At 60.3% G+C, this 14,739-nt stretch carries 13 protein-coding genes; 2 read left to right on the forward strand and 11 right to left on the reverse strand.

What is annotated here, in order from left to right:
• Positions 1-51 precede the first annotated feature (51 nt).
• Positions 52-972 (forward strand): DMT family transporter, encoded by a 921-nt coding sequence (locus HEP89_RS05340; RefSeq protein WP_168691488.1) that lies wholly within the window; start codon positions 52-54, stop codon positions 970-972.
• A 19-nt stretch (positions 973-991) separates the two neighbouring features.
• On the opposite strand, the gene HEP89_RS05345 is transcribed toward HEP89_RS05340, so the two are convergent.
• From HEP89_RS05345 to HEP89_RS05375, 7 genes are all read right to left on the reverse strand, one after another.
• Entirely contained in the window at positions 992-1,822 is an 831-nt protein-coding gene (locus HEP89_RS05345) for a PD40 domain-containing protein (protein WP_168691489.1), read from the reverse strand.
• Positions 1,823-1,970: 148 nt separating this feature from the next.
• Positions 1,971-2,999 (reverse strand): LacI family DNA-binding transcriptional regulator, encoded by a 1,029-nt coding sequence (locus tag HEP89_RS05350; protein WP_168691490.1) that lies wholly within the window; start codon positions 2,997-2,999, stop codon positions 1,971-1,973.
• 11 nt (positions 3,000-3,010) lie between these two features.
• Entirely contained in the window at positions 3,011-4,492 is a 1,482-nt protein-coding gene (locus tag HEP89_RS05355; protein ID WP_168691491.1) for a glycerophosphodiester phosphodiesterase family protein, read from the reverse strand.
• Positions 4,492-5,550 (reverse strand): ABC transporter ATP-binding protein, encoded by a 1,059-nt coding sequence (locus HEP89_RS05360; protein WP_055657263.1) that lies wholly within the window; start codon positions 5,548-5,550, stop codon positions 4,492-4,494. The genes HEP89_RS05355 and HEP89_RS05360 overlap by 1 nt, the downstream gene beginning before the upstream one ends.
• Positions 5,550-6,377, reverse strand: a complete 828-nt coding sequence (locus tag HEP89_RS05365; protein WP_022998937.1) for a carbohydrate ABC transporter permease — start codon at positions 6,375-6,377, stop codon at positions 5,550-5,552. The genes HEP89_RS05360 and HEP89_RS05365 overlap by 1 nt, the downstream gene beginning before the upstream one ends.
• Positions 6,378-6,390: 13 nt before the next feature.
• Positions 6,391-7,698 carry a sugar ABC transporter permease gene (locus tag HEP89_RS05370; RefSeq protein WP_168686483.1) on the reverse strand — a complete coding sequence of 436 codons (1,308 nt, stop codon included), beginning with the start codon at positions 7,696-7,698 and terminating at the stop codon, positions 6,391-6,393.
• Between the two features lie 65 nt (positions 7,699-7,763).
• Positions 7,764-9,134: an extracellular solute-binding protein gene (locus tag HEP89_RS05375; protein ID WP_168691492.1), complete on the reverse strand. Its 1,371-nt coding sequence runs from the start codon at positions 9,132-9,134 to the stop codon at positions 7,764-7,766.
• Positions 9,135-9,307: 173 nt separating this feature from the next.
• On the opposite strand from HEP89_RS05375, the gene HEP89_RS05380 reads away from it, so the two are divergent.
• Positions 9,308-9,835 carry an HAD hydrolase family protein gene (locus HEP89_RS05380; protein WP_286201022.1) on the forward strand — a complete coding sequence of 176 codons (528 nt, stop codon included), beginning with the start codon at positions 9,308-9,310 and terminating at the stop codon, positions 9,833-9,835.
• Positions 9,836-9,905: 70 nt separating this feature from the next.
• Here the strand turns inward: HEP89_RS05380 and HEP89_RS05385 are convergent, their stop codons facing one another.
• Genes HEP89_RS05385 through HEP89_RS05400 form a run of 4 tightly spaced genes read right to left on the reverse strand, consistent with a single transcriptional unit; the run spans position 9,906 to position 14,735 of the window.
• Positions 9,906-11,573, reverse strand: a complete 1,668-nt coding sequence (locus HEP89_RS05385; RefSeq protein WP_168691493.1) for a hypothetical protein — start codon at positions 11,571-11,573, stop codon at positions 9,906-9,908.
• Entirely contained in the window at positions 11,570-12,328 is a 759-nt protein-coding gene (locus HEP89_RS05390; protein ID WP_168691494.1) for a glycosyltransferase family 2 protein, read from the reverse strand. The genes HEP89_RS05385 and HEP89_RS05390 overlap by 4 nt, the downstream gene beginning before the upstream one ends.
• Positions 12,328-13,800 (reverse strand): hypothetical protein, encoded by a 1,473-nt coding sequence (locus HEP89_RS05395; RefSeq protein ID WP_168691495.1) that lies wholly within the window; start codon positions 13,798-13,800, stop codon positions 12,328-12,330. Before HEP89_RS05395 ends, HEP89_RS05390 begins: the two co-directional genes overlap by 1 nt.
• Positions 13,797-14,735 (reverse strand): lysylphosphatidylglycerol synthase domain-containing protein, encoded by a 939-nt coding sequence (locus tag HEP89_RS05400; protein WP_168686486.1) that lies wholly within the window; start codon positions 14,733-14,735, stop codon positions 13,797-13,799. Before HEP89_RS05400 ends, HEP89_RS05395 begins: the two co-directional genes overlap by 4 nt.
• Between the last annotated feature and the right edge of the window lie 4 nt (positions 14,736-14,739).

The following is a 14,739-nucleotide window of genomic DNA, read 5'->3' on the forward strand; positions in this document are numbered from 1 at the left end:
GATGTTGTATCAGTTTGCGGTGTGCAATCGCCGCCAGTCAGGACACGTCCCATGACCAGACAGATGGAAGGCATGATCGGCCTTATCGCGGCGCAGACCCTGCTTGGTACAATCGGATTGTGCGTTCTGGAAAGTGGTGCGGACCCCGTTACCGTCGCCTTCTATCGATGTGCGATCGGAGGTCTGGCCCTGGCTCTCTACTGCTGGTATCGGGGTGATCTAGCCCGGCTTGCCAGACTATCGCCGCGCATCCTGGCCATGGCTGTTGCCAGCGGCGTTCTGATGGCAGGCAATTGGGTGTTGTTCTTCGAAGGTATCCAGAGAACCGGTATTGCCGTTGCCACCATCACGTTCCACATCCAGCCGTTTCTCGTGGTGGTTCTGGGCGCCTTCGTCTTTCGGGAAAGGCTACAGGCCGTCACCCTCCTGTGGATCGGTCTCGCTCTGGTCGGCCTTGCACTGGCCACCGGGCTGAGCGGAATGGAACTGACGGCAGACCGGTCCTATTTCCTTGGCCTCGCCGCAACCCTGGCGGCCGCATTTCTTTATGCCGGCGTGACAATCATCGCCAAGGGACTGACGGGAATTTCCGCTCCACAACTTGCCACCGTTCAGTTTGCCACCGGTACCTTGATGCTGGCAGCCTTCAGCCCGGCCGGTCCACTGACCCTATCGGCAGACCAATGGGGATGGCTGGCGATCATCGGCCTCGTTCATACAGGCGGTGTTTATGTCGTACTCTACAAGGCCTTGCCGAAACTGACGACGCCAGTCATTGCCGTGCTGCTGTTCCTTTATCCGGCCAGTGCGGTTCTGGTGGATGCTCTTGCCTATGGCCATCTGATCAGCGCACTGCAACTTGCCGGCCTGGGGCTCATCATCCTGTCCAGCCTTGCGGTTACGCTGCGGTGGGGCGTCCGGAGACTGACCACAGCCGCCGATGCACAGCTTGTACCGCCCACCTCCCGCTAGCGCTCGCGCATCTGTCCCGTCACGGCTCGTATTTCACATAGGCAAAGCGCCTGCTGTCCGGGGCCCAGGAGGGAACATTGAGCGTTCCCTGGCCGCCGAAGAGTGACCGCAGGATACGCGGAGTACCACCGTCGGCAGGCATCAGGCGAAGCTCGACCGGCCGATTGGCCGGGTGTCCCGTCGTGCCAGCCTCATAGGCAAGATAGGCAACAAACCTGCCGTCGGGCGAAGGATGCGGAAACCAGTTGACCCGCTCGTCGCTTGTCATCTGCTGCAAATCGCTGCCGTCCGGCCTGATGCGCCAGAGCTGAACAGATCCCGATCTTTCACCGTTGAACCAGATCCACTTGCCGTCAGGCGTATAGTCCGGTCCGTCGCAATGGTCGAAGTCACGGGTGACCTGTTTTTCCGCGCCACCGTTCTGGCCAATCGTGAACACCTGGAAGGTGTCGCCGGTTTCCGGCCTTTTGCCGACGTAGGCAAGTGTCTCTCCGTCCGGTGACCAGCCGTGCCAGTAGGATGGTGTCTGCGAAGTTATCCGCCGCGGCACGCCGCCTGTTACCGGTAACGTGTAGATGCAGCTTTCCCCTGTCTCTGTCCCGTCACTGACCGCCAGCATCGTTCCATCCGGTGACAGGCCGTGGTCATTGTTGAGAGCTTTGGCAAAGCCTGTGCCGATCTCGATCAACGCCGGATTGTCGAGCGGGAAGCGGTAGAGCCGGCCACCACCGTTGACAATCAGTGCGGCCCCGTCAGGCGTCCAGTTGGGCGCTTCCAGATGGCGGTCCGTTTCGTACAAAACGGTTTCCGACCCGGTTTCAATATCGATCGTTGCAAGAATGCTTTTCATCATCTGCTCCAGATTTCTCCGGAGCTTGGCACGGGACAGCCCTTCGGAGAAAGGCCGGATATGGCGCCCAACAGCTGACCGGCGCTGCTAATCCAACATGCTGTTGGGCAGCAGCAGTTCGATTGGTACCCCTGAACAAGCACCTCGCTCAATCGCCAGCTGGCCCCCGGGAGGTTGCCCGCTGAACAAGATGTACATCGCATACCCTGACCTGCTGCGGCAGGTCAGGGTTTTCCAGACGTTGCATCAGCAGATCGAGCGTCGCTTCACACAGGTCATGACGGCTCTGGGAGAAGGTGGTCAGGTCGTAAGCCTTCCACGCGGCTTGGGGAATGTCGTCGTAGCCGACCACCTGAATGTCCTGCGGCACGCGCAGCCCGTGGATGTGGCGCAGGCCGTCAAGTACCCCCAGCGCCAGGTAGTCAGCTGTACAAAAGACGCCGTCGACCTCGCTGCGCACCCGGTGAACGAATTCCGCGGCCGCCAGTCCGCCGTCATAGGTCTGCGCGCCCCAGGCGATCCGTATCACCGGAACACCACCGTCATTGGCCGCCTGTTCGAATGCGAGCGCGCGGCCGTTGATGGAGAAGGACGAGCGTTCCGGCGTGACGACCGCCAGCTTTCGGCATCCGCTTGCGATCAGGTGTTCATACGCTTTCCGGCCACCGTCCTCGAAGGCGGTCACGACCCGGTCGACCGGTGCTCCCGGGTCACGCTTGTTGACCACCACCAGAGGCACACCGTTTTCAAGACATTCGATGCAGATCTCTTCCGGCGGGGTATCGGACGTGACGATGACCCCGGCGACACTGTATTGCAGCAGGGACCCGATCAGGTCGGCAACATCCGTCGATTTTTCTCCCCGCAGCAGGATCGGCCTGAACCCGCATTCCAGCAGCCCCTTGGACAGAAGGTCTATCTGCTCCGAGCGGAACGGATTGTCGAGATCGGCCGCGACGACGCCCACCAGGTCGGACTTCTGCTTGTGCAGCGAGCGGGCCAGCACGTTGACCCGATAACCGAGTTGACGCGCGGCTGCGATCACCTTGTCCCGGGTTTCCTTGGAGACGCTGGCACCGTCGGTGAAGGTTCTGGAAACAGCCGACCGTGACACGCCCGCCAGGCGTGCGACGTCGAAGGAATTGACTGTTTTCTTGTGACCAGGAGCGTCAGGCATGTTTCTTCCGTTTATATGCTTTTACCGAGCATCCGGGCGACGAGAAAGGGCTCATTCACGTTGAAGAGATCCGGCTTCAAGGCTAGCAGGCGTTTGATCTCGGAAGGGTCGTTGCCCATGTAGGCGATCATCGCCTTGCGCCCGGCCGCCCTCACCGCCTCAAAGGCTGCCGGACCGGCATTCGTCGCATTGAATTCGACAATCCCGGAACGGAAGGTGGAGAGGCACGTGTCGAGGGACTCGAAATCCTCCGCCCGCACCATCAGTTTCGCTTGCGGAAAGGCATCGTGAATGGCTCGCAGTCTCCCGACATCGTGGGCCCAGAAGAACACGTCTTCGGCCGCCATCATTCGCAGTACCTTGGACACTGTTTGATGCGGATCCGCCTGTTTCAGCTCGACATAGAGCTTGCCACCCATTCGCAGTGCCGTTTCCAGAACCGCACACAGGGGCGGGATGCTTTCTCCTTCGAAAAACGGATCGAACTTGCGGCCGGCATCCAGCAATGCCAACTCCGCACCCGTCTTTTCCGTGATTGCTCCACTGCCACTGGTGGTTCGGTCCAGCGTGGCGTCATGATGGACAACAAGCTGCCCGTCCGCCGTTTCCTGGACATCGATCTCGACATAGTCGAAACCTGCTGCCCAGGCAGCCTTTGCTGAAGCCAGCGTGTTTTCCGGAGCCACCTTGCAGGCTCCCCGATGGCAGACGATTTCCGGGCTTGTGACAGCCGAGCGGGCGAACCTTGCGACCATTTCCGGCTGATCTGAACAGATACCGAGGATCGGCATCTTCACCAGAGCTTCGACCACATCGACACGCTCTTCATGCCAGGTCACGACCGGCAGTCCGCGCTCTCTTGCCCTTGCAAAGAACGCTTCATCCAGCAAACGGTCCGGCCGTTGCCCCGCGCGCTCCCAGCAGGGATGGACGATTTCGGCGCCGCACTGATCGGCAATCGGAAAAGGATCCGTGCCCACCCCGACCAGGATGGACACGGGATAGGGACAGCCGCCAGAGATCAGTTCGGATGCATAGTCAGGCGTGTTTGCACCAACGATCACCCGCTCGATCCGGTGGTCCAGAAGCTCCGCGATGGCCAGCGATGCCGCCTCGCCTTCCTTGGCATCCAGATAGATGCCCGCGCCAAGACGGGCTGCAAGCCCGGCAATCTGCGAGAACAGGGGAGCTTCACGGCCAGACTCGGCGGTCAGAGCCTGCAGCCGGGCGGCGGTCACGTCGGCAACCTTGAGGTCAAGTCCGCAGATTGCCTTGAGGTCTTCATCGTGAAAGGCAACCGGGATCCTGTCCACGGTCAGCCGAACATCAACTTCCCACATGTCCGCCCCAAGCTCATGGGCGATTTCATATGCCCGCAAGGTGTTGTCGAAGGCATAGGCGCTGGCACCACGGTGGGCGATGGAAAGCGGAACGGATCTCGGTTCGCCGAGCCAGGCGCGGCCCGGCTTGAAAGCTTGCAATGCCGTTTCCATCAGAGCCTGCCGCCGTCCGGACCAAAGGCAAGAATGCGGTCTTCCGCAATGCCCCAGGTGACCTCGTCACCCAGCTTGTAATTGCCGCCATGCGGCTGGATCGACCGCAGCACGGCACCGTTTTCCAGGGTGACGTCGTAAAGCTCTTCCCGGCCCTGGATCTCGACGAAGCTGACCTTTCCGGTCACCTTCAGCGGGTGGTCCGGCTGAAAGAACTCCGGACGAATGCCGAGACGCATCGGTGCGCCGTGACCGGGGGCTGCAATGCCGGACGGGATCGGCAGTTTGACCTTCGAGTTTGCCAGGCGGAAACCACCATCTTCCGTGGCCCCGTCCAGAAACGCGATCGGCGGATTGCCGAGGAAGCCTGCGACGAAGTCCGACGAGGGGTTGTCATACATTTCCGAGGGGCTGGACAGTTGAACGATCTCGCCCTTCTTCATGATCGCGATCCGGTCGCACATGGACATGGCTTCGACCTGATCGTGTGTGACAAGCACCGCGGTAATGCCGGTTTCCTGCTGAATGCGCCGGATCTCCGAGCGCATTTCCAGACGCAGTTTCGCATCGAGGTTCGCCAGAGGCTCGTCGAGCAACAGAATGTCGGGCTCACGGACCAGTGCCCGTGCCAGGGCCACGCGCTGCTGCTGTCCACCGGACAGCTGCACGGGGCGGCGCGCCATCAACTCTCCGATCTGGACGAGACTGGCGATCTCCTGGACCTTGCGGTCAATATCGGCCTTGTTCTCCCGGCGCACCTTCAGCGGAAACGCGATATTCTCGTGGACGGTCATGTGCGGATAGAGCGCATAGTTCTGGAATACGACGCCGACGTTGCGTTGCTGCGAGGGAACGGTCGTGACGTCCCGTTCGCCAAACAGAAGACGGCCACCGTCCATGCGGTGAATGCCGCACACGGCAAACAGCGTCGTGGATTTGCCGCAGCCGGAAGGCCCGAGCAGGGCCAGCATCTCGCCGCTGTCGATCGTCAGGGACATGTTGTCGATGACGGTGGTCTCACCAAATTTCTTGGTGAAGTTTTCAAGTGCGATACGCATCAGCCTTTCGTGCCTCCGCCGTAGATGTTCATGAGTTTGCGGTTGAAAACCACGTAGATGAAAATGACCGGAAGGGCGTAGAACAGCCCGATGGACTTGAAGAGGTTGAAGTCCGGCTTGCGGTCGTCCGCGATGATGTTCTGGAGATAGGTCGCCAGCACCTGCGACGCACCACTGGGGGCCAGAACCTGCGGCAGGATGAATTCCTTCCAGGCTTCCAGGAAGGAGAACAGCGCCAGAGCAGCGATGCCGGGCTGCACCTGAGGCAGAACCAGTTTCCACCACACGGTGAAGCGGCTGGCGCCGTCGGTGATGCCCGCCATTTCGATTTCCCATGGCACGGTGTCGTAAAAGCCCTTCATGATCCAGATGCCGAGCGGCAGCTCCAGAGCCGTCTTCACCAGGATCACGCCGATCAGCGTGTTGTAGAGGCCGCTCATCTGCAGCATCAGGAAGATGGCGATGATCAGGGTCACTGTCGGGAAGGCGTGCAGGGTCAGGACGCCGCCAAGGAAGAACTTGCGGAACGGCATGTTCAATCGGGACAGAGCGTAGCCTGCCGTCAGCGACACCATCACCACGATCAGGCTGGTGGAACCGGCAAACAGGAAGGTGTTGGCCGTGACCGGCCAGATGCTTGCCCGTCCGGTTTCAGGCGTTTCGAACAGGAATTTCCAGTGTTCGAGGGTGAAGCTGTCCGGCAGGAGTGAACCTGCCGTGGTGTCGGTGAACGTGTCCACCACCAGGTAGAAATACATTAGCACCAGTGGCAGCGACAGGATGCTGAGCAGCACCAGGACAGGCCAGACGCGGAAGTTGGGTCTCATGTCCGTCTCTCCCCTATTGCTCGATACGCGGCTTGGCCACGAGTTCGTTGAAATTGAAGAGGCGCAGATAGATCAGCGATGCGGCAATGCCGATGACCACCAGGACCATCGCCAGCGCAGCCCCGAGACCGTATTGCAGAACACCGCCATAGTTGTTCAGCGCGGTGTGGAAGGTGTAGAGCGCCCACACTTCGGTTGCCTTGCCCGGTCCGCCGTCCGTCGACAGGTAGATGTAGTCGAAGGACGTCAGCAACGAGAGCGTCTGATAGGCGGTGGTGAACAGGATCGGCCATCTGAGCTGCGGCAGGATGATGTAGCGGATCTGCTGGAGGCGATTGGCGCCATCCACCTCGCTTGCATGCAGCATGGTTTCGGGGATCGCCTTGATGGCGCTGGAAAACAGGATCATGCCGAGCGACGCCCCGACGAAACCGTTGATGAGGATGACAACCACCCAGGCATTGATGTCCGAATGCAGCATCCAGTTTCGCGGCGGTACGCCGAAATTGGCCAGAAAGCTGGACAGGAAACCGGTGTCCCAGGCCATCCACTTCCACATCATCACGTAGATGACGGGCGGCAGGATGCGCGGCAGGAACCAGATCGTCCGGAATGTGGTTGCGGCCGCGGCTGGCAGATAGAAGGTCGTCACAGCCAGGAAGAGACCGAATCCGATGTTGAAGGACAGCGTCAGCGATACGTAGATCAGCGTGTTGCCGGCCGCCCGGAGCGAAGACGGCAGCGAGGCGATCAGGCTGTAGTTTTCCGTCGTCCAGACCCAGCCGGTGTAGGCGGTCCTGGCAAGCTGGTCGGTTTCGCTTTCCGGAAGGCCGAGCCCCAGCTCGCCAATGCCCGTCAAGAAGGCTTCTTCCGTTTCAAAGCGCGTGTTGAGGATCGAGCGCTTGAAGAGATCGGCGGCTTTCTTCAGGTCGCGTGTCGAGCGCGGGCGTTCCTTCAGGCGCTTCAGTTCGCGCTCCAGGTCACGCCGGCCGGCAAAACTCTTGCCGGACAAACTGGCTTCGATCTCCTGCGCGAAAGCCTTGCCGTATTCGGCTTCAACGGCTGCGATACCGGCCGCGTCGATCTTGTAGGTGTCCTCGGCCAGACGATCTGCCGTGGCTTCCGGAAAGCCCTGGTCCTTGAGCATCCGGATCGTGCGTTCCGTAACCTCATAGGCACCGCCGGAGGAAATGCCGGTACCGGAACTCATGCTGGTGAAGGAAAACATCATTGTCAGCGCCACCGGCGCCAGAAACAGAAACACAATGATGAAGAGCGCAGGGGCCATGAACCCCAGCCCGAGCAGGTGCGCGCGTCGCATCTTGTCCCCTTGAAATGTGAGCCGGGCGGCGGACCGCCCGGCAAGGCAGATGGAGGATGGATGGCTTAGCGGACGATCAGGTCGTCGCCGAGCACGGTCGTCATTTCCGCTTCCACTTCGGCAACTGCGTCAGCCGGAGACTTCGTGCCGGTCCAGGCTGTTTCCAGACCCTTGAACATGATCTCCGAGAACTTGCCGTAATTCGGGTTGTTCGGCTGTGCATTGGCGTGCGGCAGCAGGCGACGGGTCGCTTCGGCCGCCCAACGGTCGTTGGCGTAAAGCTCGATGTTGGACTGCTCGCGGGCGATGCCCAGGTGTGCAGACTTGATCGCGTGCAGCGTGTTGATGCGCGGTTCGGACGCGATCTTGATCAGCTGTGCGGCGATCTCGATATCGTCTTCGTCATCCTGCTTGGTGAGCAGATAGGCCAGCGGATGGGTGATGGTGTTGGCCTGGCCGTTTTCATTGCCTGCCGGAATGAGCGAGAACTGGATGTTGCCGAAGAAATCGTCCAGGCCTTCCTTACCGGTATAGCGCGCATAGTGCCAGGTGCCGCCGTGCCACAGGGCCGCCTTGCCGGCTGCCACTTCCGCATACCACTGGTCCCACTCGGTGCCGATGTGGTTCTTGCGGGTCACTTTCGCTTCGACTGCGTCCACAAAGAACTGGTAGAAATCGGTCATCGCCTGTTTGTCGAGGATCAGTTTACCGGTTTCGCTGTCCATCAGTTCGCCGCCGAAGGACTGGTAGAACTGGGCATAATCCGGCCCGTTGGAAACGCGCGGATAAAAGCCGTAGCCTTCTTCGACGATTTCCATGTCGACGGCTTTCTTGGCGTCTTCCAGTACGTTCTGGAGCGTATATTCGCCGGCTTCGACCTTGGCCGGAAGCGCGTCGATCTCTTCATCCGTGTAACCGATCTTCTTCATGGTTTCGCGCCAGAAGAAGAACGGACGGCTTTCGGCATCCTGCGGCAGACCGTAGACGACGCCGTTGTAGGTCGTGATATCGAGCAGGTTTTCGTAGATGTTGTTGATCGGCCAGGTGTCCATGTCGACGTAATCCTCGACAGGAACGATCAGGCCGGACTGGCTCCAGGGAGCGATATCCAGGTGGCTGGTCACAACAATATTCGGGGCGCTGCCGGCTTCAGCGGCCAGGGTCACGGCCTGCTTGAATTCCTCCCAACCGGCAAAGTCACGCTTCTTTTCGACAGTGATGTTCAGGTCTTCACCAGCAATCGCATATTCGCGGGACAGGATGTCAGCTGCCATCGAGATGGCATCGAGACGGTAGACGTCGCTGTCGTTGGAACCGCCTGCCCAGACGGTGATGGTGAGGTCTTTTGCCAGGGCGTCTCCGGCAAAAGCCGCGGTGGTGAGAGCCAGGACGGCAGCCGCTGTGGACTGGCGCAGTTTGGAAACGAGAATGCTCATCGTATTTCGCCTGCTGTCTGTGTTACGACACCTCCCTCCCGGAAGTGCCATGTGGAAAAAATAAACATGTTTTGCACACGTGTGCAAAGCGGGTTCTAGCGGGCGGGTATTACGGGCATGTGACAGCGTTGCGAATTTCAGGTGCCGGACAATGCGACGACCCTGGCTTCATCTTGATCATAAAAGCCGATCACGACGGCGAGACGACAGACGGAGGGGCGCTTTACTCGGCCTTGATGATTTTTGGCTATAGCAACACCCCGAACAACAATTTTCATGACGTTCCGGCTTCTGAGAAGCCGGACCAGCGGGGAGTTGAACCCATAAAGCGCCTTGTTATCGATTTGGACGGAACTCTGACCCTGGCAGACACGTCCGACTACAGGAACGTCTCACCGAACCTGCCCCTCATCGAGAAGCTGCGGGAGTACAAGGAACAGGGCTTCGAGATCGTGATCCAGACCGCACGCAACATGCGGACTCATGAAAACAATGTCGGCAAGATCACGGCACACACGGTGCCGATCATCATCGAGTGGCTGCAAAAGCACGACATTCCCTACGACGAGATCTTCGTCGGCAAGCCCTGGTGCGGACATGAAGGATTTTATGTAGACGACCGCGCCATCCGGCCGGACGAGTTCGTCCGCATGTCAAAATCGGAGATCGACACCCTGCTCGACAACGCACCGAAAAACTGACGTCAACACAGGCTTCGCAGCCGGCTGACCGCGAAGCCTGTCTATCTTTTAGCCGGCTGATTTATCGGTGTTACAGGTTCTGACCGTCCTGACCTTTCTTTCGGTAGACGGTCCAGGAAGGGCTGCTGGCAGCTTCTTCGTAGTGCTCCTGCACATACGGCCGGTAGATTTCCCAAAGCGCTTCTCCTGACGGGTCGCCATGACCCAGGATCACGAATTCCGCATCGGAGAAGAACTCTTCTTCCGGCTGGTGGATCTCTTTGGAAAAGGTTCTGCCATTGTGGAACCAGATCGGCACCCTGGCGGGTGAAGGCTTGTTGAGAAGGGCCGGAAACGGATTGGCGAAGTTGAGTGCCAGTACCGGCCCGGCATCCGGATCTGCAGCCCCGACTTCCTGCAGCAGGCTGAAACCATCCAGCATCCTGTTGTAGTCGACGGTTACTTCCTCATCAGGCTGCTCGAGCCAGCGCGGATGCAGCACGAAGCCTGCCTGCCCGGTATTGGCCAGCCGTTCGTCTGCCGGATACTGCCGGCTTTGCAGGAATTGCGCGACCATGGCACCGCCATCACGGGCCGGATAGATGAGAGCGATCGCAATGGTGAGGACCGACAGGATCTTCAGCGTCAGGGCCTTCGACTGTCTTTCGACGGAGACCGCCGCTGTTTCCCCCTTGCGGAAAAGTCCGGCCCACTGTGCGGCGATGATCGGAAGCATGGCATAGACCGGGCTTTCCGACAGCCAATGGTTCTGCATGAGAATGACGCAGGCCATGGCAGCGGCGACCAGGATCAGGACGACAGGTGTGAAGCGTTTGGGTTCAGCACTGTTTTCGCACAGCAGGAGATAAAGCACAGCGCTGCCGATGGCCCAGACCGCAGCCTCCCCAAGCTGGGTAATCAGCTTGATGATGCGCCAGGTTTCCTTGGCAAATCCGGAGACGGTCTTGATGTCCGCAAGGTTCGCGCTGACCTGGCCCGTCACCAGCTCTGCGGCCGCAAGCGACGCCGCAAGGCCGAGCAAGACCACAACAGCATGCTTGATCGAGACGTTCCGGAACACCGTTGCCGCGACCAGCAAGCCCACGAGGGCGGCGCCGAATGTGACCTTGATCAGAAAGACGACGGCAATCGAAAAGCCCAGCAGAAAAGCCTCCGGCACACCCCTGCGTCCCGGAGGACAGCAAAAGGCCACGGTTACGACAGCTGCAAGGGCCGCCGCCCAACGGTTATAGGGGGCAAGCCAGCTCATGCTGGTCTGGGCAAAGATCATGTCCGGTTCGCGCGGTGTCACGACTGTCGCGACCGCGACCAGCAGAACGAGGCCAAGCGTCCCGAAACTCACCTGTCGCGTCAGAGTGAGAACCGCCAGAACGAAGGTTCCAAGCCCGAATATGGCACTTGCCAGGGGAACAGACGTCGCATCCTGCGGGCGCAGCTCGACAGCGATCCGGAAAACCCAGTCATAGACCGGTCCGATCGGACTGAAATAATCGACGCTGGAGGCCTGACCATAGGCAGATTTGTTTGCCGTATCGAAGGCGGTCCAAAGGTCGTGCAGGTAACGCTCGTGATCAAAGAACAGGTGCGGCAGCGTCGCGCTGACGGCAATCAGCACACCGGCGGCCAACAGGCCAAGCAAGCCGATAAAGCCGGAGGCATAGTCCTTTCGCAAATACCAGACTGCGACAAGCACCGGAAACAGCAAGATGGCAAAGGCATAAGTCGAAAGGGCAATCATTTGGCAATCGTCCACTTTGCTGCGGAAGGTGGCGGAGAGGCGATGAACGCCTCCAGTTGCTCCGGCGTACCGAGCATTCCGACATCCTCGAACGCCAGTTGGCTGATCGAGACAGCCGCCCCGTCCGCGATGATCTGGTTGTACATCGGCGCGATGTAGCGCTCGCCCTTCTCCTCGCCGCTGTTGCGGAAGAAGCGGGCATAGACGTCCCGGTAGCGGGCGACGCTGTCGAACCAGTAGAGGCCGACGGTCGCATGATCGGAAATGCGCTCCTTTTCGCGAAGCTCCACCACACGTCCATCCGCATCGGTGCGTGCGAAGGACCAGCCGTTACCCGGTCCGGGAAAACACGGCACATGCCCGGCACAAACCGCCGGGTCTGCCGGCTTCATCGCACCCGGTGCCACGTAGGTGTCGATGTTGAAGATGGCGAGTGGCTGGTTTTCCGAAGCCGTGGCAACAAGTTCCAGAGCTGTTGTCGCCTGGCCGTCGGTGAGTTCGTCAAGCTCGACGATGCCGTCAACCTTAATGCCGAGCGCCTTGCAGCGGGCTGTCAGGAAATCGGGTGCGTTCAATCCGCTGCGCACGGCAAAGCAGAACGACCAGCCCGCCTCGCGGTAGGCCTCCATCGAGAGCATGGACCAGTCGAACAGGGGCCGGCCGAGCGCCTCGATTTCATACTTCGGACGGTCGTAGCCCGCCTTGGTGAAACGGCTGCCCATCCCGGCCATCGTAATCGCTACTACGCCGCTCATCAGCTGGCCTTTCTCTGCCGTTTCTGTCCGCGTTCAAGCTGATCGAGGATCGAGGCCGCGATCAGCGCAAAGCCGACGAGTTTGTCGGGGTGGTCGGTGTGAAGCGGCAGCATCGACAGGAACAGTGACAGTTCGACCGCACGCACATGGGCGATGTCGAGGCCTTCCGCCTCCAGCCTGTCGCAGAAATGCCGCTCGGCCCAATCCGCGGGGGGCGCGATCGTCCAGTCGAGTTCCAACCGCAGTTCCTTGTTCAGATAGACGCGGAACAGGCCGTTGTTGACGTAGTCATAGCAGCCCAGAATGGAGTGACTGATCTTGGCGACATCATAAAGCGGATGCATCATCGCATCATCCGCGGCCAACGCTCCGCGCGGATCGATCAACCGCATCAGCCCGATCCGCCTGTCGAACAGGACGTTGGAAAAGCACGGATCGCCGTGGGAAAACACCAGCTGATCCGTCGTGCCGACCGCCTTACGAATGAAGGGGCGCGCCTGCTCCAGCATGTCGGGCAAACCACCGCGCGGGCCGGCTTTTTCCAGAATCTGGTTGGTTTGTCTGCCACGCTCCGTCTCCAGGAACCCCGCAAGCCGCTTGTCCAGTTTTTCCACGATCTGGGTTTCGGCCCGCGCCCGATCTTTCTTTCCCGGCGTTCTTGCGTTCAGATAGTTGAAGATCTGATCGAGCAGGACCTTGAAATCACCTTCCGTGAACGAGTGATGCACCCATTGCAACGCCGCGTCCGGGATCGCCAGATGCTCCATTTGGTAGCCGGCCTTCTTGCCGTCTTCCCAGAACCCGAACGTGGGCAGCAGGAAACGTTGCAGTTCAGGCGGTGCTGCATGGAAGAAGCCGTGCTCGGCACGCATTTTTGCAATGTCGGTGGACTGCTTGTGAAAGACGTTGTCTTCCGAACGGGCGGAATTGAAATGACGCAGTTCCGTCGCACCGGACAGAAACAGCATCAGGTTGCGCGGCTCGCGGATATCGATGAAGCGGGCGTGGTCCGTGATGATCTCTGTACGATCGCGCAACGACAGCAGCAGGAGACGGCGGGCCTCAGGCGTTTCCGCGCATAGAAGCGACGCAGCTTCGGCATGGAAAAGAACGGCGACGGCCTCATCGTCGATGACCGGGCTGGCGAGCATGGTCTTCAAGGCGTATCCGGCCTTGCGCACCAGCACCGAAAAGCCTTCCGGATCGAGCGGCGGCAGACAGAGCGGCACGCGCAGATAGATTGCGGCGTCGCCCCGGTCGCGGATGCGGTCTGCAAGCTCGACACCGCTTTCAGGCGACATCAGGTGTTCCACCGTTTCCGCACCGGCCTCCAGGGACATGGCCGTCAGTTCTTTAGCCAGTGTCTGGCGGCGGCGCATGATGTCGGAGAACCGGACTTCGCCAAGCGCGGCCCGCACGCTTTCTGCCGGCGGATCCCGGTCGTCTAGGATTACGGAAAGTGCTTTCGTCATAAGGCACCGGTCCTGTTCTGGGCACGTAGCGGTTCGTTGCGCACTCGCGGAAGGTAGATCCACATGGCGAGCGGCCAGACCAGCGCAAGGGACAGAAGACACAGGCTGCTCCAGGCGCCGATGGCGCCCTGGAAACTGGCAACCGGCCCCTCGAACACCCGCTCGGCCAGAAGCACGATCCCGCTGGTTTCGACAAAATTGGCGGAGGTGTATGCCAGCACAGTCGCCGCCAGGGCTTCCAGGCCCCAGATGACCATGGACATGACCAGCAGCACCGGTCCCTGTACGCGGAAAAGATCGGCCCCACGTGTCGTGATCTGACGCAATCCGTCCAGCTGACCCAGGTGCCGCAGGGAATTCGGGTTCCGGTGGTTCAGAACCACATAATGTTGCACGGCCCGCAGGATGCCGGGGCCAAGCACGAAGACGACAAGGCCCGCCAGCACTGCAAGGCTGGTGACGGCCAAAAGGACCATCGGCCCGGTGGCCAGCGGACCGTGGTAGGCATAAACGACGACGAGTAGGACGAGGATCATCAATCCGTCGAAGAACCGCTCCAGAAGGATGATAATCAGCGCGCCGGGAAAGCTTTTGCCCAGATACCAGAGCTGGTGCAGCCTCAGGATCTCGCCAAGCTTGAACGGAATGACGAGGGCACCCGGGCTGGTCACCAGATGCAGCAGCGCGCTGGAGCGCCCGGAAATGCCGAGCAGCCGCGAGGCCATGATCGCAAGACGAACAGCTCGCACACAATGCGAGCCGAGATAGATGCCGCCTGCAACAAAGAGCGCCTGCCACGGCTTGCCCGCAAGCTCACCCAGCCCCTGCTCGGCCAGCCACCAGATCGCGAGACCGAACGGCAGGAACAGGACCGCGTAATGCAGGGCAAGGCCGGCCGGCAACCTGGCCTGCCGCAAGCGTGAGGATGTCCGCACAGAC

The sequence above is a fragment of the Labrenzia sp. 5N genome (genome assembly GCF_012395805.1).
In the GTDB taxonomy this organism is placed as follows: domain Bacteria; phylum Pseudomonadota; class Alphaproteobacteria; order Rhizobiales; family Stappiaceae; genus Roseibium; species Roseibium algicola.